This is a genomic window from Niveispirillum sp. BGYR6, assembly GCF_027568365.1.
GTDB lineage: Bacteria > Pseudomonadota > Alphaproteobacteria > Azospirillales > Azospirillaceae > Niveispirillum.
The window spans coordinates 207,292-232,407 of record NZ_JANLNL010000002.1; the positions used below are offsets into that span (position 1 = coordinate 207,292).

Sequence of the window (25,116 nt, forward strand, 5' to 3'; positions counted from 1 at the left end):
GGTTTCGGCGCTTCCGGCTTGGCTTTGGGGGCGCGGCTCACTGGCTCAGTTCCTTCAGGCCGGCACGGATCAGGGCGGAGACATCAGCCCCCTCCCCCAATGCCTGGGCCGCCTTATTGACCGCCGTGAAGGCATCGATCCGCTTGTATCCCAGATTGACCAAGGCCGACACCGCATCTCCAACCGCGCCACTGGGGGCCGCTGGCTGCGGCCCGCCTTTTATCGCTGTGGCCGCTGCCATCGGGGCAACAGCCAATGTGGCCACCTTATCCTTCAATTCGTTCAAAATTCGGGCAGCCAGTTTCGGCCCCACCCCGTCGGCCTCACACAGGCTGGTCTTGTCCTGGGCGGCAATCGCACTGGTCAGCCGGTCGGGCGCCAGGGCGGAGAGCAGATTCAGCGCCACCCGCGCGCCCACCCCCTGCACCGTCGTCAACAGCCGGAACCAGTCACGTTCGCCTGCATCGGCAAAACCATAAAGGGCGATCTTATCTTCCGACACCCACATGTCGGTCAGCACCGACGCCCGGTCGCCGGGGCTGCCCAGCCGGCGCAGCGTGCGCGATGAGGCGGAAAACAGATAGCCGACGCCATTCACGTCGATGATGGCCCAATCGAGACCGGTGGAATCGAGCAGGCCGGAAAGTTTGGCGATCATTGGCTTATCCCCGCCTCCGGCACCAGCAAAGGCAGCGCCGCGATAATGTCGGTATGGATGAAATCCTGCCCCTTGAACAGCAAGGGGGCATCCTGGCTCTTGGCCAGGGCATAGGCGGCGCAGTCGCCCAGATTAAGCTGGGCCTTATGGCCCCGCCCCTTGCCATAACGCGCATAGGCAGCCGATGCCGCCTCGGCCTGCGCGGCGTCAAAGGGCGCGACTTCAACGCCCAGCGCCTGCATCAATTGGTCCACATCATCCGCCGCGGCCGCACCATAACGGCCCATCACCACCGTGCGCGCTTCAAACAAGGTCACCGCCGACAGAACAAGTCCAGCCGCGTTCCGCATCGCCGTCAGATAATAGCTGCCATCCGGTTCCCGGAACAGAAAGGCGGCCAAGGCCGATGTATCCAGCACGGTACGCATTCAGTCGAACGTCCCTTGCTGATTATAGCCGATGATTTGATCCGGGGACCGGGCGTCCTGCACCGGGTTTGCCTGGATTCGCCGGATGATCTCTTCTGCCTTGGCCCAGCGGGCCCGTTTCAGCGCCAGCTCTTCCGCGGACAGACGCTCCAGCCGCTCCCGCACGGCCTTATGCATGGCCTCCGTCAGGCTCTCACCCGTCAGTTCGGCCAGCCGGCGGACATCGCGTTCCGCCTCTGGGGATTTAATGTTCAGGGCCATGGCGTCGCCATCCTTTCTTCCCTACGGGGAAGAATTCTACACCATATGAACAAAACGGCAACGGCGTGGCGCTGTTTTTTCAGCGGCGCACGCCCAGGATGGCATCATCCACCTTGCGGCGGGTCTGGGCATAATGGGCGTGGCAGATGGCGACGGCCAGCGCATCGGCGCTGTCGGCGCTGGTGCGCTGGATGCCGGGCAGCAACATGCGGACCATGTGCTGCACCTGCACTTTATCGGCATGACCGGTACCGACGACGGATTTCTTCACCGCCATGGGCAGATATTGTTGCACCGGCAGCCCGGCCTTGGCCGCACTCAGCAGTGCCACGCCGCGCGCCATGCCCAGCTTCAGGGTGGAGGACGGGTTGACGTTGGAGAGGGTTTCTTCCACCGCCGCCTCATCGGGCTGCCAGGCGGCGATGACATCGGCGATGCCGTCATGCAGTTCCAGCAGCCGGATGGCCAGATCATCGCCGCTGTCGGTATTGATCGTCCCGTTGGCCACATGGCTCAACCGGTTGCCGCAGACGTCAATCACGCCCCAGCCCAAATGCCGCAGGCCGGGGTCGAGCCCCAGGATACGGGTCGTCACCTGTCCCGCCATTCCCGTCCCTCCCCGGCCTGCAACAATATCAATCAGCTCAACTTTTCCAGAATCTCGGCCGGAATGTCGAAATTGCCCAGCACGGTCTGGACATCGTCATTGTCTTCCAGCACGTCCAGCAGCTTCAGCAGCGTCTGCGCCGTGTCTTCGGCCGGCACCGGCACCAGATTCATCGGCGTCCAGGTCAGCTTGGCGCTTTCCGGGGCACCAAACTTGGCTTCCAGCGCGTCACGCACCTCGCCCAGCGAATCCGTGCCGGTAGTGATGGCGTGACCGCCTTCATCCGACTGCACATCCTCTGCCCCCGCCTCGATGGCGGCTTCCAGCATCGTGTCGGCATCGGCCGCACTGGCCGGATAGGTGATCTGGCCGACGCGGTTGAACATGAAAGAAACCGAATTGGTTTCGCCCAGGGTACCGCCATGCTTGGTGAAGGCCGAACGCACTTCCGATGCGGTGCGGTTGCGGTTGTCGGTCAGCGCTTCCACGATCAGCGCCACACCGCCGGGGCCGTAACCCTCGTACCGCACTTCATCATAATTCGTGTCGTCGCCGCCGCCGGGCTGGCCCAGCTTGATGGCGCGATCGATGCGATCCTTCGGCAGGTTCTGCGCACGACCCGCCTGGATGGCGGCCCGCAGGCGCGGATTCATGGCCGGGTCGGGCAGACCCGACTTGGCGGCCACGGTGATTTCGCGCGCCAGCTTGTTGAAGATCTTCGACCGCTTGGCGTCCTGCGCGCCCTTACGGTGCATGATGTTCTTGAATTGGCTATGACCGGCCATGGGACCCCAGACGCCTGTAAGTGATATCGTTCAGATATATGGGCTGAATCTGGGGCTATGTACCATATCTTGGCCGGCTTTGGCACCTGTTGCGCGCAACGGCCCCGCCATGCGGCTGGCGGGACCGTGCGGCGAACAAATAATGCCGATCAACAGCCGTTCAGCGTCAGCCGAGGATGTTGTACCCGCCATCGATATAGGGCACCGAGCCGGTAATGGCGCGGGCATCATCGCTGGCCAGGAAAGCGGCATAGGCACCGACATCGGCCACGCCCACCTGCTGACGCAGCGGGGCCTTTTCCGCTGCGCGGGCCAGCAGCTCGTCAAACCGGTCGATACCGCTGGCAGCGCGGGTCTTCAGTGGGCCGGGCGACAGGCAGTGCACGCGGATATCCTTCGGCCCCAGCTCGGCCGCCAAGTAGCGGGTCACCGACTCCAGAGCCGCCTTTACCGGTCCCATCAGGTTATAATGATCCACCACCTTTTCCGACCCATAGAAGCTGACGGTCTGCAGGCAGCCGCCATCCTTCATCAGCGGTTCAGCCAGCCGTGCCATACGGATGAACGAATGCACCGACACATCCATGGCCGTCAGGAAGCCATCACGCGAACAGTCGGTGACGCGGGCGTGCAGATCTTCACGCGGGGCGAAGGCGATGGAATGCAGCAGGAAATCCAGCTTGCCCCATTCCGCCTCGATCCGCTCGAACACAGCCTCCAGCTGGCCCGGCTCCCGCACATCGCAGGGCAGGATCAGCGTGGCGCCCAGCGCCTCTGCCAACGGGCGGACATGCGGCTCCGCCTTGGCGTTCAAATAGGTGACGGCCAGATCGGCGCCCATGGCGCGGAATGCATGGGCACAGCCATGGGCGATACTGCCCTCATTGGCGATACCCACCACCAGACCGCGTTTACCAGCCAAAGAAAACAGAGCCATATCATTCCCTCACATCATCATTCGGGCACTATCATGGTGCAATGCAGCATAATAGGTGTGTCTCGCTACAGCCAGATGACAAAATGAGATGTTGCGGATTTGTATCGCACTGGCCCCAAAAAGCGCCCGCATACTGGGACTTGGCGGTAAAGCATTATAGGAAGATCATGGTTTCATCCGCCGTCGCTCCAGGGAAGGTTCCGCCCTTGTCCATCCTGCACCGCCTCATCCCCCTTCTGGCCCTCATCTGCCTGTGGCTGACCGGTCAGACCGGCCAAGCCGCCGAATTTCGCAACGGGGAGGATGTGCGTGTCACCAGCCCGGTGAGCGACAATCTGTTTGCCGCCGGCAGCAAACTCACCATCGCCGCACCGGTGGATGGGGATGTGATCGCGGCCGGCTTTAATCTGGACCTGAAAGCCCCGGTCAGTGGCGATGCGATCCTCGCCGGCTTTGATCTGCGGGTGGCAGCCCCGGTGGCGGGTGATCTGCTGGCGGTGGCTGCCGATCTTGACATTAAAAGCAGCATCAGTGGCGATGCCCGGGTCACCGGGGCGGAGGTGCGGTTGAGCCGGGGCGCCACCATCAGTGGTGATTTCAGCGCCAGCGGCGGGGAAATCACCCTGGAAGGCGACGTGGCCGGGAACGCACAGCTGGCTGCGGAAAAGGTGGTGATTGCCGGCAGCATCGCCGGCAATCTGGACGTGGCAGCGGTGGAACTGGAACTGCTGCCCGGTGCGCGAATCACCGGCAGCATCCGCCATACCGGCCCCCGCTCCGTTCCTGTGCCCGATGGGGTGGATGTCGGTGGCACGGTGGAATTCCGCGCCAAGGAAGACCTGGACACCGATGGTCCCGGCGTGATGACGCTGCTGGGCACCATGGCAGCCCTGTTCATCCTGGGGCTGGCGGTGCTGTGGCTGTTCCCGGCGCTGGTGGCGGGCAGCAGTGCCGCCATCCGCCGCAATCCGCTGGGCCGGGTGCTGGTGGGCCTGGGCCTGCTGCTGGTTGTGCCGCCGCTGGCCATCCTGCTGATGTTCAGTGTGATCGGCCTGCCGCTGGGCCTGCTGCTGGGCGGCCTCTATCTTCTGGCCTTCCCGCTGGGGCTGGCCGTGGCGGCCCTGGGGCTGGCGGAAAGCCGGCAGGGGCGCAATGGCCGCGACGGGCCGCCCGCCCGCGTGCTGGGCCGTTTCGCCCTGGTCACCCTGGCCCTGGCGCTGGTGTCGCTGGTCCCCTATCTGGGGGCTATCGGCTTGCTGCTGGCAGTGGCCCTGGGTCTGGGGGCTATGGCGGGGGCCGTGCTTAATGCAAGGCGGGCGGGCTGAGATGCCGCGCGGTGTCGCCAAAGCCGATCTGCCGCAAAAAATTTGCGCCCATTGCGGCCGCCCTTTCACATGGCGGCGCAAATGGGCGCGGGACTGGGAACAGGTGAAATATTGTTCCGACGCCTGCCGCCAGGGCAAAATGCCCAAGCGGCAAGCGGAAAGCTAAAGCTGTTTCCGCTGACCGGAAATACGCTCCCACTCAGTCGCGGAAGTTCAAATATTGCAGCGGCTGTTCGATGTTCAGCCCCTTCACCAGCGCGATGGCGGCCTGAAGATCATCGATCTTCTTGCCGGAGATGCGCAGTTCATCGCCCTGAATGGCGGCCTGCACCTTCATCTTGCTGTCCTTCAGGGCCTTGACGATCTGCTTGGCCAAAGCCTGCTCGATCCCCTGCTTCACCTTCACCACCTGGCGCTTGGTGCCACCGGCGGCATTCTCTTCCTTGGACCAGTCCAGACAGCCGGGATCCAGCTTGCGGCGCACGAAATAGCCTTTCAGCATTTCCTGCAGCTGCTCCAGCTTGGTGTCATCCTCTGTCTGGATGATGATCTCGTTTTCCTTCTCCTTCAGTTCCATGGTGGATTTGGAACCTTTGAAGTCGAATCGGGTCTGCAGCTCACGCAGCACACCCTGAACGGCGTTATTGACCTCGGCGATCTCGGTCTTGGAAACGATGTCGAAAGACGGCATGGCTCTGAACGTCCATCCTTTTAGGCAACGAACAAACGGGATGGCCGCAGCTTACCACCGCACCACCCGTATCGTCACGGAAAAGGCCGTCAGCCCCCAATGACAGCGGAGGCACCTGCCGCGCTGGCGGCATCTTTCTGTACGGCCCTGTCGGTCGCCGACAGGGCGACCACCAACACCAGACCGGCCAGCAGCAGGGCCTGCAGGGCCAATGTGGTCCGGTGGTTTAATCGTTTCATCCCCCGCATGATCGGCCTCCCTGGCAGCACGCAAACGCTTTTGGTCTGATACGCACCATATCCCCCTCACCCTTTCTGAAAGATGACGCGGATCATTCCGATCTTGTCGAATTGGTAACAGTCTCCCCCTGTGACATGATCGCCACAGAATGGGGGCTTCTACCCCTGGGGCGGCGGTGCTAGATGAGAGGGACAGCCCCGGACGAGGGCGCCCAAGATGGACCCGTGCCGATGACCAAGCCGCGCTTTGACGCCGATTCAGCCAACCTGCTGGAAGATTTGATCCGCCGCGCCCGTGCCGCCGGGGCCGACGCGGCCGATGCGCTGCTGGTGGATGGCGCCTCGCTGTCGCTTTCCACCCGCCTGGGCAAGCCGGAGGGAATCGAGCGGTCGGAAGGCGGCGATCTGGGGCTGCGGGTCTTTGTCGGCCAAAGCATGGCCATGGTCTCTTCTACCGACCGCTCCCCGGCGATGCTGGCGGAACTGGCAGAACGCGCCGTGGCCATGGCGCGGGCCGTGCCGCCCGATGCCTATTGCGGCATCGCCGATCCGGATGCCATCACCCATGACTGGCAGGATCTGGACCTGTGCGACCCGGCAGAACCCACCGCCGAGGAACTGATCGAGGCGGCGCAACGGACGGAGGATGCCGCCCGCGCCGTGGCCGGCGTCACCAATTCCGACGGGGCCGATGCCAGCTGGAGTCGCAGCCATGTGGTGCTGGCGGCCAGCAACGGCTTTGTCGGCGGCTACAGCGTCTCCCGCCGTTCGCTTTCCGTCTCCGTGCTGGCCGGCCAGGATACGGGCATGGAGCGGGATTATGATTACCATTCAACCGTTTATGGCAGCGATCTGGAAGACCCCGCGCTGATCGGCCGCCGGGCCGGCGAAAAGGTGGTGGCCAAGCTGAACCCCCGCAAGGTGAAAAGCCAGTCGGTGCCGGTGATCATCGATCCGCGCTTGTCCGGCGGCATGATCGGCTCCCTCTGCGGGGCGATTTCCGGCGGGGCCATTGCGCGCGGCACCAGCTTCCTGAAGGACAAGCTGGGCCAAGCCGTGTTCGCCCCCGGCATCACCATCGTGGAAGACCCCCATCTGCGGCGCGGCCTGCGCTCCAAGCCGTTCGATGCAGAGGGGATTGCCAACCAGCGGCGGGAGCTGATTGCCGACGGGGTGCTGACCACCTGGCTGCTGGACCTGCGTTCAGCGCGTCAGCTGGGGCTGACCACCACCGGCCACGCGTCGCGCGGCACGGGCGGCCCGCCCTCCCCCAGCCCCACCAATGTTTATATGCAGCCGGGCAGCCTGTCGCCCAAGGAGCTGATGGCAGACATTAAGCAGGGTCTCTACATCACCTCCCTGATGGGCCAGGGCGTCAATGGGGTGACGGGCGATTATTCGCGCGGCGCTGCCGGCTTCTGGATCGAGAATGGGGAGATTGCCTATCCGGTCAGTGAGATCACTGTGGCCGGCAATCTGAAGGACATGTTCCGCAACCTGACCCCGGCCAGCGATCTGGAGCGCCGCCATGGTATCGACGCGCCGACCCTGCGGATTGAGGGGATGACGGTGGCGGGTATCTAAGCTACCGCCTGCCGCACCATGTCTTCCAGGCGGCTGACCCGCATATAAAGGCTGTGGCTGCGTTCCAGCAGGGAACGCAGCCCCGTCGGCAATTCAGCATTATCCGGCCCGGAAGGGTCGGAGCAGATTTCACCACCGGAGAGGGCAAACTCCTCCCCCACGGCGCGGGCCTGCGTCATCTCCCCGGCATAGACGGCCTTCTGCGCCAACATCCAGGCCATCACCTGGGTCAACCGGCTGGTGACGCGCATCGATTCGTAGGAGACCTGCAGGCGTTGGCCCGGTGCCAGACTGCGCTGATCAACCCCTTCCTGGAAGGCGACATAATTGCGCGCCTCCACCAGCAGGGACATTGTTTCGTCATAGGCCTTATCGATGAAGGGGCTCGGTCCGCTCACCCTGATCTCCCCTCTGACGGCGCTCCTCGCGCCGTTTCGCTGCTAAACAGTCTAAGGTCTAACAGCACCGGCTGGCAACCAATCCCAAAGCGTATGGTGTAGGCCGCTTGCGATTTCCACCAACCCGGCCGGGGTACGATTTTTTCACCCCGCCCCCCTCTTGAAGCGGCGGCGGGGCCTGCTTAACTCAATAGCATGGACGGGCAGCCCAAGCGGGGGTCCGGGACCATATAGCCAGGGAACCGGCCGAGATCGGGGGTTCCCGTCACCTGTATCGCTCGTGGAGGATACCTATGCGTAGCTATGACCTGTCGCCTTTGTTCCGTTCCACCGTCGGCTTTGACCGCGTGACGCGCCTTCTGGAGGCTGCGATGAACGGGGAGGATAATGGCAGCGCCTATCCGCCCTATAATATTGAAAAGCTGGGTGACGATAATTATCGCATCAGCATGGCGGTGGCCGGTTTCGCCATCGACGATATCGACATCACTGCCCACCCTAACCTGTTGATCGTGCAGGGCAAGGCCAAGGAACAGGAGGGGGGTACCTTCCTGCATCGCGGTATTGCCGGCCGCGCCTTTGAGCGGCGTTTCCAGCTGGCCGACCATATCCGCGTAACGGAAGCCAATCTGGAAAACGGCCTGCTGCATATCAGCCTGGTCCGGGAAGTGCCGGAAACCCTGAAGCCCCGCACTATTCCCATCATCGCCAATGTCGCGCAGAAGGCGGTTCCCGCCCCTGTCGCCGCGTAGCCAAGGGCGCGGACGCGGCCGCCGGCGATTGAGGCGTGACCATCGGTCAGGATTTCGCGCCGCTGGCATAATTGGTCTTATTGCCGGGCCTGAAATTGATGAGGGCCGCTGCGATGCAGCGGCCCTCTTTTTATACCCGTTTCCCTGAAGCCCCGCCCGTTCAACCCGGAACGAACGAGGCGCAAGGTATGCAGTTCGGGCAGATCGGTCAATCATTCTGACGCTTCTTTCTTAACCCACTGTCAAATAACCGTCATGCTTGTTGCCATTTTACCTCACTTTTAGAGGTCAAACCCGCAATAATCGTACAATTAGCGGGCATAGCCGACGTCGCGCAGCGCCTGTGCCACCTCTTCCAGGATGATCGGATCGTCGATGGTGGCCGGCATCTTCCAAGACTCGCTGTCGGCGATCTTCTGCATCGTGCCGCGCAGAATCTTCCCCGACCGGGTTTTTGGCAGCCGATCGACAATAACCGCCTGTTTGAACGCGGCCACCGGGCCAATGTCATCCCGCACTTTTTTGACCAGTTCCGCCAGGATATCGGCATAGGGGCGATCCACCCCCTTCTTCAACACCACCAGCCCCAGCGGCAACTGCCCCTTCAATTCATCGGCCACCCCGATCACCGCGCATTCCGCCACATCCGGGTGCCCGGACAGCACCTCTTCCATGGCGCCGGTGGACAGGCGATGGCCGGCGACATTGATGATGTCATCGGTGCGGGCCATGACATAGATATAGCCATCCGCGTCGATGAAGCCGGCATCAGAGGTCTGATAATAGCCGGCAAAATCCGCCAGATAGCTTTTGCGGAATCGGTCATCGGCATTCCACAAAGTCGGCAGGGTACCGGGCGGCAGGGGTAGCTTGGCGACGATGGCCCCGATATCCCCGCGCCGCACCTCCTGCCCATCCGGCGCCAGGATGCGGATATCCCAGCCCGGCAGCGGCTTGGTGGTGGAGCCATATTTCACCGGGAACAGGCCCAGCCCCACCGGATTGCCGGCGATCGGCCAGCCGGTTTCCGTCTGCCACCAATGGTCAATCACCGGCACTTTCAGGTTTGTTTCCGCCCATTGCAGCGTATCGGGATCGGAGCGTTCGCCAGCCAGGAACAGGGTGCGCAAGCTGGAAATATCATAATCCTTGATCAGCAGCGCCTGCGGGTCTTCCCGCTTGATGGCGCGAAACGCGGTGGGCGCGGTGAAGAAGGCGACAACCTTGTGATCGGCAATCACCCGCCAGAAGGCACCGGCATCCGGCGTGCCCACCGGCTTGCCCTCATAGAAGATACTGGTACAGCCCTGCAGCAGCGGGCCATAGACGATATAGGAATGGCCGACCACCCAGCCGACATCGCTGGCGGCCCAGAACACTTCACCCGGCTTGACGCCATAGAAATATTCCATGGTCCATTGCAGGGCCACGGCATAGCCGCCGGTATCGCGCACCACCCCCTTGGGCTGGCCCGTGGTGCCGGAGGTGTAGAGCACATAGAGCGTATCCGTGGCCGCCATGGGCACACAGTCAGCCGGCGAAGCCGCTGCCAGCGCCGCATCCCAGTCCAGGTCGCGGCCAGGCAGCAGCTGGGCCTGCACCTGCGGGCGCTGCACGATGAAGCAATGGTCGGGCTTGTGGCTGGCCTCTTCAATGGCGGCATCCAGCATCGGCTTATAGGGCAGCACTTTGCTGCCTTCGATGCCGCAACTGGCGGTGACGATCACCTTGGGCTTGGCATCATTGATGCGGGTGGCCAGCTCGTGCGGCGCAAAGCCGCCAAAAACCACGGAATGGATGGCGCCGATACGGGCGCAGGCCAGCATGGCCACGGCAGCTTCCGGGATCATCGGCATATAAATAATGACGCGGTCACCCTTGGCCACGCCGGCCCCCACCAGGGCACCGGCAAAGCCTGCCACCAGATCGCGCAGTTCGGCATAGGTGATGGTGCGCTTGGTGCCAGTGACGGGGCTGTCATGGAGGAAGGCCGCCTGATCGCCCCGCCCGGCAGCGACATGCCGGTCCACCGCGTTCCAGCACATATTCAGCACCCCGCCCTTGTACCAGCGGTAAAGCGGCGCGGCACTGTCATCCAGAATGGTGGCGGGCGGAGTCAGCCAGTCAATGGCCTTGGCGGCATCGGCCCAGAAACCCACCGGGTCCGCCAGTGACCGGTCATACATCTCCTGATATCGGGCCGACATGATTTTCCTCCCCTGTTTGTTATCGTCGCTTTTCCAGCGAGGGCGCTTTTTCGCCTCGCTAAAAGGCACGAGGCTGGGCATAGTCAACGCCGTCGCCACCGCAGCGGCCATGATCTGAATCAGCCTGATGGAACCTGCGGTTTCATCCCCTACCTTGGTCTTCCATCGAGCCCCGATGATTGTCGACAGCCGCCAGATCCAATTTTCCGCTGAGGCGTTGAAAGACGCCGTGAAGACCTATCGGGAATTGTTTCCACAGAAACAGCCGCCGGGCCTGCTGGGTACGGTGATGATCCGGGGCATCAACCCGATCTCCCTGGGTGTCAAGGTCCAGGCCATGGGATCGCGCGTCTATCGGGAGGTGGAGATGGCGGAAAGCGAGGTGGCGGCCATGCTGATCCTTTATTGCCGCAAGCTGCGCATCCCCCTGCCGCGCACGGCGGACAAGGCCATCAAGGTGCAGGGCGACAATATCGCCCTGATCGTTTCCAAAACGCTGACCTTGCCGGCGGTCCCGGCCTGAGCGCCGGCGCCAATCGCTGCAATCAGGAAAACTGCATTTCCGGTACAAGCCTGGGGCGCGCCGCCTGTTCTGCCAGCAATTCCACAACGTCTTCCTGTCGCAACAGCGGATAGCGGGTGCGCAACAGGGTGGTCAATTCATCCACCGGCCATTCCATCAGGGCCGCCGGATCGAAATGCAGGGCCAGATAATCGGCTGCCCGCAGGGACCCCTCACGGGCAAAGAACTGGATCTGGCGCAGGGCCTCCGTGGAAGGCAGCCCTTCCACGGCCTGCGCCAGGGCGGGTTCACAGAGGGTGCTGACCTGCAACAGCCCATCGCGCGCCGGATCGGCCTGCCACGCCCGCACGGCCCTTAACACGGCCTGGGCGGATGAGGTGTCTCTGTCAGCGGACTCACGCAGCAACTGTTCCAGTAATCCAGCCGAACGATCCATTGCCTCATCCAGATCGAAGATGGTTGGCATGTCGCGCCAGCTCTTCAATTCCTGCTGAATGATGGCTTCTGCCGGACGCCCCTTGTCGCTGCTGAACCAGTGCTGGTCGAACCATTGCAGCGCCCGTTCCAGTCTTGGCTCATCCGACGGGGCGCGGATCACCTGATCGATCAGCACATGGTCATCCAGCAATTCATCGGCCGTCGGCACCGACTCCGGCAGCAAGCCGGTCAATACGGGATCCAGCTCATGGGTCAGGTTGACGGCCAGCAGCACGGTGACGTGGGAGACGAAAGCCGCCGCCATATGTCGTATTTCCGCGCGTTCCTCCACCATGAGCTTTACCTTCCACTCTTCCTCAGCCCGGTCCATCCATCCTATGGACATGTTGTTGTAACATCATGGAGCCTTGCGCCCGGTGCGGCAATGGGAGTCGCGGCAGTGTCACCTTTCGAATAGGCTGGCAGCGAGAGCCACCTGCGTTTAGAGCGGATTCACGCCAAAAGGTGATTTCACATTTCGGCGATCCGCTCTATCCCCTCGCCTGGAACGCACATCATGTTTATCGAGATCTATGCCGACCTTGTCTGCCCCTGGTGCTATATCGGCAAACACCGGATGGAACAGGCATTGGCGCAGCGTCCCGGCCTGTCGGTGGACATACGCTGGATGCCTTTTCAGTTGAATCCAGAGCTGCCGGCAAGCGGCATGGACCGGGCGACATATTTGGTCGCCAAGTTCGGCAGCACCGAACGGGCACGGCAGCTTTCCGCCATGGTGGAACAGGCCGCACTCAAGGAAGGGCTGCCCATGCGCCTGGACCTGGCGCGCCGCATCCCCAACACCACCAACGCCCACCGGCTGGTCCGGTTCGCCGAACGGTTCGGCCGGTCGACGGAGATGATATCCGCCCTCTATCAGGCCTATTTCGCCCAGGGGCTGGATATCGGCACCACATCGATTCTGCTGCAACAGGCGACGGCGACCGGTCTGCCGGAAGAAGAAGTGGCGCACTATCTGAGCAGCGAAGCGGATATGGCCGCCATCCGCACCGGGGATCAGCAGGCGCGGCAACTGGGTGTTCAGGCTGTGCCCTGTTTTGTCTTCGAACGGCGCTATGCCCTGTCCGGCGCACAGGAGCCGCAGGCTTTCCTGCCCTTTCTGGACATGGCGCGCGGCGTATGAAAAAAGGCCCCGATCCAACCGGGTCGGGGCCTTTCACAGATCAAGCAGGCGTAAGCCGGGTGAAAAAACTCACTCCGCCGCCACGCGGGCCTTGGGCTGGCCATCGCGGGCCGCCTTCAGCCCTTCGGCCACCAGGAAGGCCAGTTCCAGCGACTGGCTGGCATTCAGGCGCGGATCGCAGGCGGTGTGATAGCGCTCGGCCAAAGCATGATCGGTGATGGCCTGGGCGCCGCCCGTGCATTCCGTCACGTCCTGACCGGTCATCTCAAAATGCACGCCGCCCGGATAGGCGCCTTCGGCCCGGCAGACATTCATGAAGCCGCGAACCTCCGCCAGCACCCGCTCAAACGGGCGGGTCTTGTAGCCGCTGGAGGATTTCACCGTATTGCCATGCATCGGGTCGCAGGACCAGACGACCTGGCGGCCTTCGCGCAGCACGCGGCGCACCAGCGGGGCCAGCTTGTCATCCACCTTGTCGGAGCCCATGCGCACGATCAGCGTCAGTCGCCCGGCCTCATCGGCCGGGTTCAGGATGTCGATCAGGCGGATCAGGTCATCCGGGTCCATGCTCGGGCCGCATTTCAGGCCGATCGGGTTCTTCACCCCGCGCAGGAACTCCACATGCGCGCCGTCATGCTGGCGGGTCCGGTCACCGATCCACAGCATATGGGCCGACACGTCGTACCAGTCACCCGTGGTGCTGTCGATGCGGGTCAGCGCCTGTTCATAGGGCAGCAGCAGCGCCTCGTGGCTGGTGAACAGCTCCGTCTCCCGGATCTGCGGCGTGGTGGCACCGGTGATGCCGCAAGCCGCCATGAAGGACAGCGCCTCATCCAGCCGGTTGGCCAGGTCCTGGTACCGCTCGCCCTGCGGGCTCTTTTCCACGAAGCCCAGGTTCCACTGATGCACCTTATGCAGGTCGGCATAACCGCCCTGGGCGAAGGCGCGCAGCAGGTTCAGCGTGGCCGCCGCCTGATTATAGGCCTGCACCATACGTTCCGGATCGGGCACGCGGGCGTCGGAATTGAAATCAAAGCCGTTGATGATGTCGCCGCGATAGCTGGGCAGCTCCACCCCGTCGATCACTTCCGTATCGGCCGAACGCGGCTTGGCGAACTGGCCAGCCAGCCGGCCCACCTTCACCACCGGGGTGGCGGAACCGAAGGTCAGCACCACAGCCATCTGCAACAGCACGCGGAACGTATCGCGGATATTGTTGGGATGGAATTCGGCGAAGCTTTCCGCGCAATCACCACCCTGCAGCAGGAACGCCTCCCCGCGCGCCACCTTGCCCAGATGGGCCTTCAGGCTGCGCGCTTCGCCTGCAAAAACCAAGGGTGGATAACTGGACAGGCGTGTCTCAACAGATTTCAGCTTAGCTTCGTCGGGATAAAATGGGACCTGCCGGATCGGCTTGGCGCGCCAGCTGTCAGGCGTCCAGCGCCCAGCGGTCCCCACCTTCTGCATATCCGTCGGCATGATCCTACCTCGTCCTTCCTGTAATTTCAGCACCGCCTGGCCTCTCTCTTCGCCGGCGGGTCCGCATATGGGTACCCATCGCCGGCCTTTCACCGGTGGGTTTATCTTTTTAAGCGACAGTGCGATGTATTTTCCAGTCCCAAACACCTGCGATCTGCGCAATGTTCGTGCGCAAATTGGCCGCGCGATCGGCAGGGCCGGCGCCTATACTGCGCCACCACCTTGAAAACAGTGTCGGAACAGGCGAATGGCGACGGCGGAACGGGCAAAGACCAAACCGGGTTGGCGGGATGTGGCGCGGTCGCTGCGTCGGCCCAAGGTGCTGGTGGCACTGCTGCTGGGCTTTTCCTCTGGCCTGCCTTTCCTGTTGACCGGCAATACGCTGGGCTTCTGGCTGCGGGAAGAAGGCAACAACCTCGCGGTCATCGGCTTCCTGTCTTGGGTGGGCGTTGTCTATTCGCTGAAAATGTTCTGGGCCCCGCTGGTGGACCGGCTGGATGTGCCGCTGCTGGGGCGGCTGGGCCGGCGGCGGGGCTGGATGGTGCTGTCGCAATTGCTGGTCGGCGCCGGGCTGCTGGGCATGGCGCTGGTCGGCCCGTCGGGTGGCCAGGGTCTGTGGGCGCTTGGCGGTTTCGCCCTGCTGGCGGCCATTGCGTCCGCCACCCAGGATATCGTGGTGGATGGCTGGCGCATTGAAAGTGCTGCCGATGGGGATGAACAGGGGCTGCTGGCCGCCACCTTCCAGATGGGCTATCGCGCCGCCATGCTGGCCACCGACAGCCTGATCCTGCTGCTGGCGGCGGTGATCGGCTGGCAGCTCTCCTATGGGGTGGCCGGGCTGGCCATGGGGCTGGGGCTGATCGCCACCCTGATGGCCACCGAACCCCAACGCCACCTGCCGGCCGGCGATGCCGCCGCTGCCCCGCTCTGGACCGGCAAGGGCCTGTTCGATGCCATTGCCGGCCCGTTCCTGGCCTTCCTGCGCACCCACCGGGAATTGTCGGTGCTGATGCTGCTGGTGGTCTCGCTCTATCGGCTGGGGGATTTTCTGATCGGCCCGATGATCAACCCGTTCTATGTCGATCTCGGCCTCAGCAAGGAAGTGGTGGGGTCGGTGCGCGCCTCCATCGGGCTCTGGGCCTCGCTGCTGGGGATCGCGGTGGGCGGGCTCTGCTCGGTCAAGCTGGGGTTCAACCGCACCTTGATCCTGGGGGCCATTCTGGGCCCCTTCTCCAACCTGGCCTTCTCGGCCATGGCGCTGGCCGGGCCGGATATCACTGTCTTCGGGGCCGCCATTCTGGTGGATAACTTTGCCACCGGCTTTGCCGGTGTGGCGCTGACCGCCTATATGGCCAGCCTGACTAGCATCGGCTATACGGCCACGCAATATGCGCTGCTGACCTCCTTCTACGCCCTGCTGGGCAAGGTGCTGAAGGGCTTCTCCGGTCAGGCGATGGAGGGGCTGCAGGCGCAGTTCGGCAGCACGATGGGCAGCGCCGCCTTTTTCGCCGTCACCGCCATGATCGGCGTACCGGTGGTCATTCTTTGCGTGATGCTGGACCGGGCCGCGCGCAAGCGGCAGCAACACCAGCCATCCGACTGAGGCAAACAGGCACCGGGGTCATTCCCGGTGCAGCAGCTTGTCGGTCAGTAGATTGGCCCAGCGACGGGACAGGAAGTCCCGCTTCAGCTGCTCCCGATCATATTCCTTGTCGAGCCATTCATAGAACTCATCAACCGTGCGCCCGCCGGTGCGGGCGAAGCTATCGAAGAAATAATCCAGAATACCGGTCTTGGCCTGCCGAATATGACCGAAGCGCCAGCTCAGCTGCTGCTGCGCTTCCGCCAGGGGGCGGCCTTCGACCACAAACATGTACAGCGTACTCATGAAGCCGACACGGTCGGCCCCCGCCTTGCAATGCATCACAGCGGGGCTGCGGATGCGGCTCCACATCTCCCGCGCGGCAAACAGATCTTCCTTATAGGGTGCGTCACGCGAGCGCACCCGGAAATCAATCAGATCAATGCCATAGCGGGCACAGGCCCTGACCTCGAAGAAATAAGAACCGCAGCTCTCGCGCCGGCCGCGCAGATTGATGATGGTGCGAATGCCCATCGCCGCCAGATCCGCCACCTGTCCCGGTGTCGGCTGGCTGGACCGGTACATCCGGTCACCCAGCGGATAGAAATTGCGGTGAATCATGCGGATGAAGGCATGATCCTTGAAAAGCATATTCAGATAACGTGCAGTCAAGGCCTTGCGGCAATTGGAACTTGCCCATTCCGGCAGCAAACGCGCGGGATGAACCATGCGTGGTTCTTCATACTGCATGCCCTGCCCCATTTGCCAAAGCCCGCCTGCCTGACGGCACCTCTCGGCCCGCTCTATCTATTTCATACGATATAGGCCACCTGGGTGGCGAGCCGAAAATAAACAAATATGGTTATGTTTGTTTGACAGTTTTCCATCACTATAAAGACCAAGCTGCGGTTAACGCACCACCGACCTGCGGCAAGGCAAAGCAGCCGGCCATATTTATCGCCCCTTGCCTTGGCGGCGGCACTGGCCTAGGGTCCGCTCGCCCATAGTGGAGAGGGGTCTGTTAAACCGTGGTCCGTTCCGTGTCGTCCACCATCGCCCGCCTGCTGCTTGCAGGCGCGGCCATTTCCTTTGCCGGCGTTGCCGCCGCGCAATCCGCCAACAATGAACAGGCCCAGCCGCCGGCCGGCGGACTGATCCTGCCGGGCACGGTGCAGACGCCGCAGCAGGGCGGCAGCCCGGCTGCTGGCACCATCGGCGGCGGTGGTCCGGCCGCTGGCACGATGGGCGCCCCGCAGGCCCAGCCGCAGCGCCCGGCCGCGGCCGCACCACAAGGTGCTGCCCCGCAAGGTGCCGCGCCGAAGCCCGGCGCGCCTGCCCCGGCGCAGGGTGGCCCGGCCACCCCGCCCAAGCCGTCCAAGATGGGCACCCTGAAGGGCGAGTGGAAGGTGCAGCCGCAGGTCTTCACCGACGGCTCCTTCAAGATGTGCGCTGTCGGGGCGGAATTCGACAATAATCTGCACCTGCTGTTCCTGCGTAATCCCACCAAGCATACCCAGATGATTCTGGGTATTCCCGGCGCGCAGATGCCGCCGGGCCAGCGCACTGGCGTCAAGCTGTCGGTGGATGGCAAGGTGACGCGCGAACTGGGTGCCATTGTCAGCCAGCCCAACGCGCTGGCCATTGGTCTGGGCGACGATGCCGATCTGATCAAAGCGATCAGCACCGGCAAGACCCTGTCCATTGAGGTGCCGGGCGATACGGCCAGCTTCCAGCTGAAGGGCACCACCAAGGCCTTCAGCGACCTCAACAGCTGCGTCGACCAGGGGGTTGCCGGCACCTTGAAGCTGCCGCCGCCCAGCGAACCGGTGATCGATCCGGCGCTGGCCAAGACACTGGTGGATGCCGGCCTGCAATCGGCCCGCGCCATCCCGGTGGACAAGATCCCGCCGCAGCAGCGGCCGGGTGACTATGCTTGGCAGATCGGCGACAAGGTGCTGGGTTCCGTGCGCAGCTTCCCCCTGGGTGAAGCCGCTGGCGATTTCGCCAAGGTTTCCGACACCTATGCTGAACAGCTGAAGAAGAGCTGCGAGGGCACCTATACGCCCGCCTTCGCCGCGATTGAGACGCTGACGGCCTATAAGCTGCGCACCGGCACGGTGTCGTGCGACAGCAATGGCAACAAGATCCATGTCGCCGTGCTGATGCAGTTCATCGAGCTGCCCAAGCAGCAGGGCCAGGAACAGGCCCTGCGGATTTTGAACGTCTATTCGCATGAATCCGCCGATGCCGATAAGGCACAGGCGGACAATGCGATGCAGGCGATTGCCAAGGTGATCCGCGAAAAAGGCAAGGAGCCGCTGAAGGTTCCGGGCCAGCCGCAGGCCCCGGCTGCCGCATCGGCCGCCAAGCCGTAATCGGTAAGCGATTTAGTTTCATGAGAGGGCCGGGCGGAAACGTCCGGCCCTTTCTGTTTGGCGGGAATTGGCTCCAAACCCGCCCCTGTTGCGGGGTCCCCCCCCTTTGCCATGCGGCTTGACCACAGCATAATCAACCCTACCGGCGTATGATTATGGGGTGTCTGGGCAGCCGCCCTGGCAGAAAACAAGGCCGGCAATCGGCTAAAATGACAGCACCGCAAAAGACGGTGCTGTGAGGGGGGCACCATGCGGCACAAAACAGCCAGCAGCGCCGATCAGCAACCGCCGTCTCTTTGGCGGCAATGCCGTTGCTGGGCATGGATATTCTGCCTGCTTCTGGGTGGTTTTTCGCCGGCCCTGGCCTCCTCCCCCGCCGTTCCCGGATTGGAGCCGGAGCCGGTTCACGCCATCCCGACACGGCCGGATCGGGCCGGGCGCCTGCTGGCGCCGGTTCTGGTGGATGGTGCGGGGCCTTTCCGGTTTCTGGTGGATACCGGCTGCAATGGTACCATGATTGGGGAGAAACTGGCCCTGGCCATGGGGTTCAAACCTGATCCGGCCGGGGGCGGGCCAAATGTGATCGTGCATGATGTGCTGGGGCCGGTGCGGATGCCGGCCATGCGGCTGGGTGAACTGAATATGGGGCGTTTCAGCACCCGCAACGTGATCGCCCCCATCATGTTGATCGCCGATCGTTCCGGTGCCGATGGGGTCATCGGCACCAACAGTCTGGCCGGCCATCGCCTGATGGTGGATTTCAAACGTGATCTTATCCGCATCGAACCCTCACGCCGCCAGCCCCCTTCCGGGTTCGAAACGATCAAGGGGCGGATGCACGGCGATAATCTGCTGATCGTTCCGGTTCAGATCGCCGGCATCACCGTGCCGGCATTGGTTGATACGGGTGCAGAACGATCCTTGTTTAACAAGGCTTTACTGAACCGCATCCTGGCGTCGGATGATACCGAGCCCCTAGGCTATCTGCATCTGGTCAATCTGGCCGGTCTGGAGGTCAAGGGACCGGTGCATCTGCTGCCCCGATTCCGCCTGGGCAGCCTGACCATCCGCAACCTTGCGGCCATTCTGGTGGAAGCTCACGCTTTTGATCGTCTGGGCCTGTCTGACGAGCCGGCCCTGGTGCTGGGTATGGATGTGCTGGGCATCGCCGAGAGTATTGCCGTGGATTTCGGCCAGAGCGAACTGCATCTGCGAATGACCGATATGGGGGGAGCTCGCATTATCCGCCGCTGACCCGGCAGCTTTTTCCGTGCCCAATGCGCCACACAGTGCGGTTACCTTTCGGAAACAAAGCGGCAATTCGCTTTGCCTGCATGACTCTTCACCGCCACTCCGTTAAATTAGACATATATGGAGTGGATGATGACGTCCAAACGCCTTGCGGCCCTTATCCTGTGCCTGACCTGCCTTGCTGGTCCCGCCCATGCGGTGGACCTGCTGGCGGATTCGGCTGGGGCAGAGGTGGCGGAGGTCTCCACGCTTTCCGGCCATGATGTGCCCCTGTCGATGGATAGTTACGGGGCCATCAGCGTATCTGGCGCCAATGCATCCAGTGCTGCCGGTTGGCAACCGATGGAAAGCCTGCGGGTGGAGCTGGAATATTCCTACCGGGGCCGCAACGCCCTGGCGCTGGCCCCCGGTGGTCCCGATGCCAATACCGCCGGTACCATCAGCCTGATGGCCAATGCCATGGTCGATGTGAAGCTGACGGACTGGATGACCCCCTATGTCGGCATTGGTGTCGGTATGACCCGGCTGGAGGCAGATCGCCTTGCCTTTGGCCTGGGCACCGGCGATGCCCGCGGAGAAAGCTTTGGCTATCAGGGATTTGTCGGCGTGAACGTCCCGGTCAGCAGCCGCTTCTCCTTCTTCGCTGACGGGCGTTACACCAGGCCGGGGGATTTTGCCTTTACCGGCGTGGATGCCGCCCCTCATACGCTGGCGGAAAGCTGGACGGCGCTGGCCGGCATCCGCTTCACCTTCGGCCGCTAAAGCAGGCTTACCCCCCCCTTCACACCGGCTCACGCGGCGGTTTGCCGCCCAGCCCCCTGCCCTTGACGATGGCGCCACTGCCCAGTTTGGCCCGCACCGCATCCATGGCCTGTTCCACCCGGGCACGGCGCAGCAGGCCGGGGTCAGCCAGATCGGGCGGATCGGCATCGCGCCCATCCACCAGATCAGAACAGCCGATACCCAGCAGGCGGAAATGCCGGCCATCCACCTCCCCCGCCAGCAGCGTGCAGCCGGTACGGAAGATGCGGTCGGCCATCCGGGTGGGGCTGGGCAGGCGCTGGCTGCGGCTGATCAGGCGGAAATCCGGCGTTTTCAGCTTCAGCGTCACGGTATTGCCCGCCAGCCCGGCCGCCTTCAACCGGCGGGAGACGGTTTCCGCCAGGGGCCACATGATCTTTTCCAGCGCATCGCCGTCAGCGACATCCTGATCAAAGGTGGTTTCGGCGGAAATGCTCTTGGCCGGGTTATGGGGCGTGACGCTGCGATCATCCTCCCCACGGGAGAACCGATAGAGTCGCTGGCCGATGCTGCCATAGCGGGTGACCAGATATTTCAGGTCCATTTCCCGCAGCTGGCCGATGCTGCGGATACCATCATGTTCCAGTTTCTGGGCCAGCGCCTTGCCCACCCCCCAGATCATGCCCACCGGCTTGGGGGCCAGGAAATCCAATGCCTCCGCGCGGCCGATCACGGCAAAACCGCGCGGCTTGTCCAGATCGCTGGCCACCTTGGCCAAAAATTTATTGTAGCTGAGACCGATGGAGGCGGTGATGCCGATCTCCTGCTCAATCCGCCGCACCAGCCGGGCCAGGGTCTGGGCCGGGCTGCCGCCATGCAACAGTTCCGTCCCGGCAAGGTCCAGGAAGGCCTCATCGATGGAAATGGGCTCTACCAGCGGGGTGACGGATTCCATCAGCTGCCGCACCTGCCTTCCCACCTGGGCGTATCGGCGCATGTCGGGCTTGATCACCGTGGCCGTGGGGCAGAGCGACAGGGCTTTGAACATCGGCATGGCAGAACGCACACCATAAAGACGCGCGACATAGCAGCAGGCGGAAACCACGCCCCGGTGCCCGCCGCCGACAATCACCGGCTGGTCGGCCAGTTCCGGCCGGTCGCGTTTTTCCACACTGGCATAAAAGGCATCGCAGTCGATATGGGCGGTGGACAGCGCGTGCAACTCCGCATGGGCCAGCATCCGCACCGACCCGCAGGCGGTACAGCGGCGGGCGCGCAGCTGGCGGCGCCCGCAATCACGGCACAGCCCCTCTGCAGGGCTGGTAGGGGGATCAGCATGGGACAAGGGGGCCGGGCCGATAACCGATGTTTAACCTTTGCCGCTGCTTAATCCCAAGCAACGGTTAACTGTTTCTTTGCCACGACGGGCATCGCACAGTATGTCAGCATAGTGCCATAAACCCCGTCGGAACAGGACATGCAACATGGGTGCAGAAATGATGGCCCCGATGGCGGACAGCCCACAGCAGAAGAACGGCCGGCCCCTCGTCCTGATTGTCGAGGATAATGAGTTGAACATGAAACTGTTCAACGACCTGCTGGAAGCCCATGGCTATGCCACGCTGCAGACCCGCGACGGGATGGAGGCTTTGCGCCTTGCCCGTTTGCACAATCCCGACCTGATCTTGATGGATATCCAGCTGCCGGAGGTTTCGGGGCTTGAGGTTACCAAATGGCTGAAGGAAGATGACGCGTTGCGGGCCATCCCCGTCATTGCCGTCACTGCCTTTGCCATGAAGGGGGATGAAGAGAAGATTCGTGAAGGCGGCTGCGAAGCCTATATCGCCAAACCGATCTCGGTGGCAAAATTCCTGCAAACGGTTCAAGATTTCGTATGACGCCCGCCTGCCGGGCACGGAAGAATAGGAAACCATGTCGGCCCGGGTTCTTGTTGTTGATGATGTGCTCCCCAATGTGAAACTCCTCGCGGCCAAGCTGACGCGGGAATATTTTGACGTTGTCACCGCCAACAGCGGCCCGGAAGCGCTGGAGCGGATCAAGGCCCATCAACCCGATATTGTGCTGCTGGATGTGATGATGCCCGGCATGGACGGGTTTGAGGTGTGCGAACGGATTCGCGCCGATCCGGCCATCATGCATATTCCGGTTATCATGGTGACTGCCCTGTCGGATGTCAGCGACCGGGTGCGCGGGCTGGAGGCCGGGGCCGATGATTTCCTGACCAAGCCGGTCAATGATGTGGCGCTTTTCGCCCGCGTCCGCTCCCTGGTCCGTCTGAAAATGATGATGGATGAATGGCGCCTGCGGGAAAGCACCTCCGGCCAGCTGGGGATGCTGGTATCGACCGATTCGGTACAGAACCAGACGGCGGAGGCGGCCCGCGTGCTGGTGGTAGAAGACAGCGCCATTGATCTGGACAAGATCGATGAGACGCTGGCCCGCGACCGTGATGAGCTGACGGATACCGACAGCTGTGCCGCCGGGCTGGAGCTGGCGCTGAATGAGGAGTTCGACCTGATCATCGTCAGCCTGACGCTGATGCGGGAAGATGGCTTGCGGCTCTGCTCCCAGCTGCGCAGCCAGGAACGTTCCCGCCAGATCCCCATTCTGCTGCTGGCCGATGAAACCGACATGGATCGGGTGGCCAAGGGGCTGGAGCTGGGCGCCAATGATTATCTGATCAAACCGATCGACCGGAATGAGCTGCTGGCCCGCGCCCGGACGCAGATACGGCGCAAGCGCTATCAGGACCGGCTGCGCGCTAATTATGAACAGAGCCTGTCGATGGCGCTGACGGACAGCCTGACCGGGCTGTTCAACCGCCGCTATCTCTCCGCCCACCTGCCCCGGCTGCTGGATCGCAGCGGCGGCAATGCCAAGCCCGTCTCCGCGCTGATGTTCGATATTGACCATTTCAAGGTGGTCAATGACAGCTGGGGCCATGGCGTGGGCGATGAGGTGCTGAAGGAAGTGGCGGGCCGCGCCAGCCGCAACCTGCGCAATTTCGACCTCGTCGCCCGGCTGGGCGGGGAGGAATTCGTCGTCATCATGCCCGACACGGACATGACCCAGGCGACGCTGGTGGCGGAACGTCTGCGTAAGCGCATTGCCGAAACCAGTTTTGACGTCGCGGCCCCGGTGCAGAGGATTGATGTCACCATCAGCATCGGCGTCGCCGTCACCGACGGCCGGCTGGATGAAGAAGGCAAGCCCGAAAGCGGGGAACAGCTGCTGCGCCGCGCCGATATGGCGCTTTATCAGGCCAAGCGGTCCGGCCGTAACCGCGTCGTCGTCGACGACGGCACCATCCAGACCAGCAACTGAACGGAAAAGGCGGCGGGGTCAGTGGCACGTGCCGCGCGGCGGCAGTCGCCGCCGCACCAAGTTGTGATGAGTTCCACTCATCACAACTTGGCATAAGCCAGCGCCCCCTTGCCGGCGGCGATGCCGCTGGCAAAGCAGCCTTGCAGCAGATAGCCACCAGTCGGTGCCTCCCAATCCAGCATTTCACCACAGGCGAAGATACCGGGCAGATCCTTCAGCATCAGCCCGTCATCCAGGGCCGTCAGCCGGATGCCGCCAGCGGTGGAGATGGCGCGTTCCAGCCCCTGCATCCCGGAAAGCTTGATGGGCAGGGCTTTCAGCAGGCTGGCCACGCTCATGCTGCGTGTCAGGTCGGCGTCGCCTGCCCCTTCGCGCAACAGCGCACCGGCGGGCGGTGTCAGCGACAGCGCCTTGCGCAGCCGGTTCGCCAGACTGTCGGCCGGCGGCACCCGCGCCAGCCGATTTTGCACCTGCGAGACGGTGAGATCGGGTTTCAGGTCCAGCAGAATCTCCGCCGCCCCATCCCGCTCAATGGCATCACGCAGGGGCGCGGACAGGGCATAAAGCGGCCCGCCTTCCAGCCCATGGGCCGTGATCACCAGTTCGCCCGGTACCGTGCGGTCGCGGAAGGTGACGGTGATGCGTTTCAGGGGCATCCCCTCCGCCCGCTCCCGCAGGCCGGCGCTCCAGCACACATCGAATCCGCTGTTGGACGGGCGGAACGGCGCCAGCGGCACGGCGCGGCCGTGCAGCAATTCCGCCCAGCCCCCGTCAGAGCCCAGGCGGGGCCAGCTGGCCCCACCCAGCGCCAGAATCACCGCTGCCGCGCCGTCACTGGTCACCTCCCCCGCCGGTCCCGCCAGGCGCAACGCCCCCTCTGCCGTCCAGCCGACCCAGCGATGGCGGGGATGCAGTTCCACGCCCAACCCGGCCAACCGTCGCAGCCAGGCCCGTAATAGGATGCTGGCCTTCATCTCTTTCGGAAACACCCGGCCGGAGGAGCCGACAAAGGTTTCCACCCCCAGCCCATGGCACCAGTCGCGCAGGTCAGCCGGCGTGAATGCCCGAATCAGCCGATCAAACAGCGGCCGCGCCGCGCCATACCGAGCAATGAACCGGTCCAGCGGCTCGCTGTGAGTCAGGTTCAGTCCACCCCGCCCCGCCATCAGGAATTTGCGCGCCGGCGATGGCATGGCGTCATAAAGCCGGACCTTGCCGCCAGCAGCGGCAATGGTTTCGGCGGCGATCAGGCCGGCCGGGCCGGCGCCGATGATGATGAAGGGCTTTGCGGACATGGGGACCAAACCGGAATGCGGGCTCTGCAGGG

27 protein-coding genes are annotated in these 25,116 nt (G+C 63.2%); 12 read left to right on the forward strand and 15 right to left on the reverse strand.

The genetic code is table 11. The features are described 5' to 3' along the window. Positions 1 to 37: 37 nt before the first annotated feature. The 6 genes from ruvA to fabI form a co-directional block, all read right to left on the reverse strand. On the reverse strand, positions 38 to 658 hold the full coding sequence (gene ruvA / locus PCJ49_RS04880) for a Holliday junction branch migration protein RuvA (RefSeq protein WP_269909984.1): 621 nt from the start codon (positions 656 to 658) through the stop codon (positions 38 to 40). Continuing rightward, positions 655 to 1,086, reverse strand: a complete 432-nt coding sequence (locus PCJ49_RS04885) for a type II toxin-antitoxin system VapC family toxin (RefSeq protein ID WP_089286734.1) — start codon at positions 1,084 to 1,086, stop codon at positions 655 to 657. The genes ruvA and PCJ49_RS04885 overlap by 4 nt, the downstream gene beginning before the upstream one ends. Next, on the reverse strand, positions 1,087 to 1,347 hold the full coding sequence (locus tag PCJ49_RS04890; RefSeq protein WP_089286733.1) for a type II toxin-antitoxin system VapB family antitoxin: 261 nt from the start codon (positions 1,345 to 1,347) through the stop codon (positions 1,087 to 1,089). It lies immediately after the preceding gene. A gap of 79 nt (positions 1,348 to 1,426) precedes the next feature. Further along, a complete protein-coding gene (ruvC, locus tag PCJ49_RS04895) occupies positions 1,427 to 1,954 on the reverse strand; it encodes a crossover junction endodeoxyribonuclease RuvC (protein ID WP_269909985.1) in 528 nt (175 codons plus the stop codon). A gap of 32 nt (positions 1,955 to 1,986) precedes the next feature. After that, positions 1,987 to 2,739, reverse strand: coding sequence for a YebC/PmpR family DNA-binding transcriptional regulator (locus PCJ49_RS04900; protein ID WP_089286731.1), 753 nt, complete (start codon positions 2,737 to 2,739; stop codon positions 1,987 to 1,989). Positions 2,740 to 2,905: 166 nt separating this feature from the next. Continuing rightward, positions 2,906 to 3,676 (reverse strand): enoyl-ACP reductase FabI, encoded by a 771-nt coding sequence (gene fabI / locus PCJ49_RS04905; RefSeq protein WP_089286730.1) that lies wholly within the window; start codon positions 3,674 to 3,676, stop codon positions 2,906 to 2,908. A 206-nt stretch (positions 3,677 to 3,882) separates the two neighbouring features. On the opposite strand from fabI, the gene PCJ49_RS04910 reads away from it, so the two are divergent. Together PCJ49_RS04910 and PCJ49_RS04915 are read left to right on the forward strand one after the other, a co-directional pair. Further along, positions 3,883 to 5,001, forward strand: a complete 1,119-nt coding sequence (locus PCJ49_RS04910; RefSeq protein WP_269909986.1) for a hypothetical protein — start codon at positions 3,883 to 3,885, stop codon at positions 4,999 to 5,001. A gap of 1 nt (position 5,002) precedes the next feature. Continuing rightward, a complete protein-coding gene (locus PCJ49_RS04915) occupies positions 5,003 to 5,167 on the forward strand; it encodes a DUF2256 domain-containing protein (protein WP_089286728.1) in 165 nt (54 codons plus the stop codon). A gap of 33 nt (positions 5,168 to 5,200) precedes the next feature. Here the strand turns inward: PCJ49_RS04915 and PCJ49_RS04920 are convergent, their stop codons facing one another. Beyond that, positions 5,201 to 5,692 carry a YajQ family cyclic di-GMP-binding protein gene (locus PCJ49_RS04920; RefSeq protein WP_089286727.1) on the reverse strand — a complete coding sequence of 164 codons (492 nt, stop codon included), beginning with the start codon at positions 5,690 to 5,692 and terminating at the stop codon, positions 5,201 to 5,203. Between the two features lie 89 nt (positions 5,693 to 5,781). Next, positions 5,782 to 5,940 carry a hypothetical protein gene (locus PCJ49_RS04925; RefSeq protein WP_160105563.1) on the reverse strand — a complete coding sequence of 53 codons (159 nt, stop codon included), beginning with the start codon at positions 5,938 to 5,940 and terminating at the stop codon, positions 5,782 to 5,784. A 222-nt stretch (positions 5,941 to 6,162) separates the two neighbouring features. Here PCJ49_RS04925 and PCJ49_RS04930 point away from each other — a divergent pair, with 222 nt between their 5' ends. Then, positions 6,163 to 7,515 carry a TldD/PmbA family protein gene (locus PCJ49_RS04930; protein ID WP_089286726.1) on the forward strand — a complete coding sequence of 451 codons (1,353 nt, stop codon included), beginning with the start codon at positions 6,163 to 6,165 and terminating at the stop codon, positions 7,513 to 7,515. Here the strand turns inward: PCJ49_RS04930 and PCJ49_RS04935 are convergent. Then, positions 7,512 to 7,913: a DUF1465 family protein gene (locus tag PCJ49_RS04935; protein ID WP_089286725.1), complete on the reverse strand. Its 402-nt coding sequence runs from the start codon at positions 7,911 to 7,913 to the stop codon at positions 7,512 to 7,514. The two genes, PCJ49_RS04930 and PCJ49_RS04935, sit on opposite strands and share 4 nt — an antisense overlap. Before the next feature lie 293 nt (positions 7,914 to 8,206). Here PCJ49_RS04935 and PCJ49_RS04940 point away from each other — a divergent pair, with 293 nt between their 5' ends. Then, on the forward strand, positions 8,207 to 8,665 hold the full coding sequence (locus tag PCJ49_RS04940) for an Hsp20 family protein (protein WP_089286724.1): 459 nt from the start codon (positions 8,207 to 8,209) through the stop codon (positions 8,663 to 8,665). Between the two features lie 311 nt (positions 8,666 to 8,976). Here the strand turns inward: PCJ49_RS04940 and PCJ49_RS04945 are convergent, their stop codons facing one another. After that, positions 8,977 to 10,872: a propionyl-CoA synthetase gene (locus tag PCJ49_RS04945; protein ID WP_269909987.1), complete on the reverse strand. Its 1,896-nt coding sequence runs from the start codon at positions 10,870 to 10,872 to the stop codon at positions 8,977 to 8,979. A gap of 175 nt (positions 10,873 to 11,047) precedes the next feature. Here PCJ49_RS04945 and PCJ49_RS04950 point away from each other — a divergent pair, with 175 nt between their 5' ends. After that, complete coding sequence (locus PCJ49_RS04950; RefSeq protein ID WP_269909988.1) at positions 11,048 to 11,395, forward strand: hypothetical protein; 348 nt, start codon at positions 11,048 to 11,050, stop codon at positions 11,393 to 11,395. Positions 11,396 to 11,417: 22 nt separating this feature from the next. Here PCJ49_RS04950 and PCJ49_RS04955 read toward each other — a convergent pair whose 3' ends face one another. Next, a complete protein-coding gene (locus tag PCJ49_RS04955) occupies positions 11,418 to 12,218 on the reverse strand; it encodes a hypothetical protein (RefSeq protein ID WP_269909989.1) in 801 nt (266 codons plus the stop codon). A gap of 171 nt (positions 12,219 to 12,389) precedes the next feature. Here PCJ49_RS04955 and PCJ49_RS04960 point away from each other — a divergent pair, with 171 nt between their 5' ends. Then, a complete protein-coding gene (locus PCJ49_RS04960) occupies positions 12,390 to 13,016 on the forward strand; it encodes a DsbA family oxidoreductase (RefSeq protein WP_269909990.1) in 627 nt (208 codons plus the stop codon). 69 nt (positions 13,017 to 13,085) lie between these two features. On the opposite strand, the gene PCJ49_RS04965 is transcribed toward PCJ49_RS04960, so the two are convergent. Further along, positions 13,086 to 14,495 carry a 3-deoxy-7-phosphoheptulonate synthase class II gene (locus PCJ49_RS04965; RefSeq protein ID WP_200819790.1) on the reverse strand — a complete coding sequence of 470 codons (1,410 nt, stop codon included), beginning with the start codon at positions 14,493 to 14,495 and terminating at the stop codon, positions 13,086 to 13,088. Between the two features lie 247 nt (positions 14,496 to 14,742). On the opposite strand from PCJ49_RS04965, the gene PCJ49_RS04970 reads away from it, so the two are divergent. Then, complete coding sequence (locus tag PCJ49_RS04970) at positions 14,743 to 16,098, forward strand: MFS transporter (protein WP_269909991.1); 1,356 nt, start codon at positions 14,743 to 14,745, stop codon at positions 16,096 to 16,098. Positions 16,099 to 16,116: 18 nt separating this feature from the next. Here PCJ49_RS04970 and PCJ49_RS04975 read toward each other — a convergent pair whose 3' ends face one another. Beyond that, the gene (locus tag PCJ49_RS04975) at positions 16,117 to 16,806 is read right to left on the reverse strand and encodes a tyrosine-protein phosphatase (protein ID WP_269909992.1); all 690 of its coding nucleotides are present in this window, start codon (positions 16,804 to 16,806) and stop codon (positions 16,117 to 16,119) included. A 299-nt stretch (positions 16,807 to 17,105) separates the two neighbouring features. Between PCJ49_RS04975 and PCJ49_RS04980 the strand changes: the two genes are divergently transcribed. The 3 genes from PCJ49_RS04980 to PCJ49_RS04990 all read left to right on the forward strand — a co-directional run bounded on the left by PCJ49_RS04980 (position 17,106) and on the right by PCJ49_RS04990 (position 20,465). Beyond that, the gene (locus tag PCJ49_RS04980; protein WP_269909993.1) at positions 17,106 to 18,452 is read left to right on the forward strand and encodes a hypothetical protein; all 1,347 of its coding nucleotides are present in this window, start codon (positions 17,106 to 17,108) and stop codon (positions 18,450 to 18,452) included. Positions 18,453 to 18,701: 249 nt separating this feature from the next. Further along, entirely contained in the window at positions 18,702 to 19,706 is a 1,005-nt protein-coding gene (locus tag PCJ49_RS04985; RefSeq protein WP_269909994.1) for a retroviral-like aspartic protease family protein, read from the forward strand. A gap of 126 nt (positions 19,707 to 19,832) precedes the next feature. Then, positions 19,833 to 20,465, forward strand: coding sequence for a P44/Msp2 family outer membrane protein (locus PCJ49_RS04990; protein WP_269909995.1), 633 nt, complete (start codon positions 19,833 to 19,835; stop codon positions 20,463 to 20,465). A gap of 19 nt (positions 20,466 to 20,484) precedes the next feature. Here the strand turns inward: PCJ49_RS04990 and PCJ49_RS04995 are convergent, their stop codons facing one another. Continuing rightward, on the reverse strand, positions 20,485 to 21,750 hold the full coding sequence (locus tag PCJ49_RS04995; RefSeq protein ID WP_269910499.1) for a DNA polymerase IV: 1,266 nt from the start codon (positions 21,748 to 21,750) through the stop codon (positions 20,485 to 20,487). A gap of 202 nt (positions 21,751 to 21,952) precedes the next feature. On the opposite strand from PCJ49_RS04995, the gene PCJ49_RS05000 reads away from it, so the two are divergent. Both PCJ49_RS05000 and PCJ49_RS05005 read left to right on the forward strand, forming a co-directional pair. Continuing rightward, positions 21,953 to 22,342 carry a response regulator gene (locus PCJ49_RS05000; protein ID WP_089286892.1) on the forward strand — a complete coding sequence of 130 codons (390 nt, stop codon included), beginning with the start codon at positions 21,953 to 21,955 and terminating at the stop codon, positions 22,340 to 22,342. A 34-nt stretch (positions 22,343 to 22,376) separates the two neighbouring features. Next, complete coding sequence (locus PCJ49_RS05005; RefSeq protein ID WP_269909996.1) at positions 22,377 to 23,789, forward strand: PleD family two-component system response regulator; 1,413 nt, start codon at positions 22,377 to 22,379, stop codon at positions 23,787 to 23,789. 80 nt (positions 23,790 to 23,869) lie between these two features. Here the strand turns inward: PCJ49_RS05005 and PCJ49_RS05010 are convergent, their stop codons facing one another. Next, positions 23,870 to 25,084, reverse strand: a complete 1,215-nt coding sequence (locus PCJ49_RS05010) for a TIGR03862 family flavoprotein (protein ID WP_269909997.1) — start codon at positions 25,082 to 25,084, stop codon at positions 23,870 to 23,872. Positions 25,085 to 25,116: the final 32 nt, after the last annotated feature.

Excerpts from the sequence above, each read along its gene's own strand:
- ruvA (WP_269909984.1), bottom strand. The coding sequence starts at position 658 with ATGATCGCCAAACTTTCCGGCCTGCTCGATTCCACCGGTCTCGATTGG.
- PCJ49_RS04885 (WP_089286734.1), bottom strand. The coding sequence starts at position 1,086 with ATGCGTACCGTGCTGGATACATCGGCCTTGGCCGCCTTTCTGTTCCGG.
- PCJ49_RS04890 (WP_089286733.1), bottom strand. The coding sequence starts at position 1,347 with ATGGCCCTGAACATTAAATCCCCAGAGGCGGAACGCGATGTCCGCCGG.
- ruvC (WP_269909985.1), bottom strand. The coding sequence starts at position 1,954 with ATGGCGGGACAGGTGACGACCCGTATCCTGGGGCTCGACCCCGGCCTG.
- PCJ49_RS04900 (WP_089286731.1), bottom strand. The coding sequence starts at position 2,739 with ATGGCCGGTCATAGCCAATTCAAGAACATCATGCACCGTAAGGGCGCG.
- fabI (WP_089286730.1), bottom strand. The coding sequence starts at position 3,676 with ATGGCTCTGTTTTCTTTGGCTGGTAAACGCGGTCTGGTGGTGGGTATC.
- PCJ49_RS04915 (WP_089286728.1), top strand. The coding sequence starts at position 5,003 with ATGCCGCGCGGTGTCGCCAAAGCCGATCTGCCGCAAAAAATTTGCGCC.
- PCJ49_RS04920 (WP_089286727.1), bottom strand. The coding sequence starts at position 5,692 with ATGCCGTCTTTCGACATCGTTTCCAAGACCGAGATCGCCGAGGTCAAT.
- PCJ49_RS04925 (WP_160105563.1), bottom strand. The coding sequence starts at position 5,940 with ATGCGGGGGATGAAACGATTAAACCACCGGACCACATTGGCCCTGCAG.
- PCJ49_RS04930 (WP_089286726.1), top strand. The coding sequence starts at position 6,163 with ATGACCAAGCCGCGCTTTGACGCCGATTCAGCCAACCTGCTGGAAGAT.
- PCJ49_RS04940 (WP_089286724.1), top strand. The coding sequence starts at position 8,207 with ATGCGTAGCTATGACCTGTCGCCTTTGTTCCGTTCCACCGTCGGCTTT.
- PCJ49_RS04945 (WP_269909987.1), bottom strand. The coding sequence starts at position 10,872 with ATGTCGGCCCGATATCAGGAGATGTATGACCGGTCACTGGCGGACCCG.
- PCJ49_RS04950 (WP_269909988.1), top strand. The coding sequence starts at position 11,048 with ATGATTGTCGACAGCCGCCAGATCCAATTTTCCGCTGAGGCGTTGAAA.
- PCJ49_RS04955 (WP_269909989.1), bottom strand. The coding sequence starts at position 12,218 with ATGTCCATAGGATGGATGGACCGGGCTGAGGAAGAGTGGAAGGTAAAG.
- PCJ49_RS04960 (WP_269909990.1), top strand. The coding sequence starts at position 12,390 with ATGTTTATCGAGATCTATGCCGACCTTGTCTGCCCCTGGTGCTATATC.
- PCJ49_RS04965 (WP_200819790.1), bottom strand. The coding sequence starts at position 14,495 with ATGCCGACGGATATGCAGAAGGTGGGGACCGCTGGGCGCTGGACGCCT.
- PCJ49_RS04970 (WP_269909991.1), top strand. The coding sequence starts at position 14,743 with ATGGCGACGGCGGAACGGGCAAAGACCAAACCGGGTTGGCGGGATGTG.
- PCJ49_RS04975 (WP_269909992.1), bottom strand. The coding sequence starts at position 16,806 with ATGGTTCATCCCGCGCGTTTGCTGCCGGAATGGGCAAGTTCCAATTGC.
- PCJ49_RS04985 (WP_269909994.1), top strand. The coding sequence starts at position 18,702 with ATGCGGCACAAAACAGCCAGCAGCGCCGATCAGCAACCGCCGTCTCTT.
- PCJ49_RS04990 (WP_269909995.1), top strand. The coding sequence starts at position 19,833 with ATGATGACGTCCAAACGCCTTGCGGCCCTTATCCTGTGCCTGACCTGC.
- PCJ49_RS05000 (WP_089286892.1), top strand. The coding sequence starts at position 21,953 with ATGGCGGACAGCCCACAGCAGAAGAACGGCCGGCCCCTCGTCCTGATT.
- PCJ49_RS05005 (WP_269909996.1), top strand. The coding sequence starts at position 22,377 with ATGTCGGCCCGGGTTCTTGTTGTTGATGATGTGCTCCCCAATGTGAAA.
- PCJ49_RS05010 (WP_269909997.1), bottom strand. The coding sequence starts at position 25,084 with ATGTCCGCAAAGCCCTTCATCATCATCGGCGCCGGCCCGGCCGGCCTG.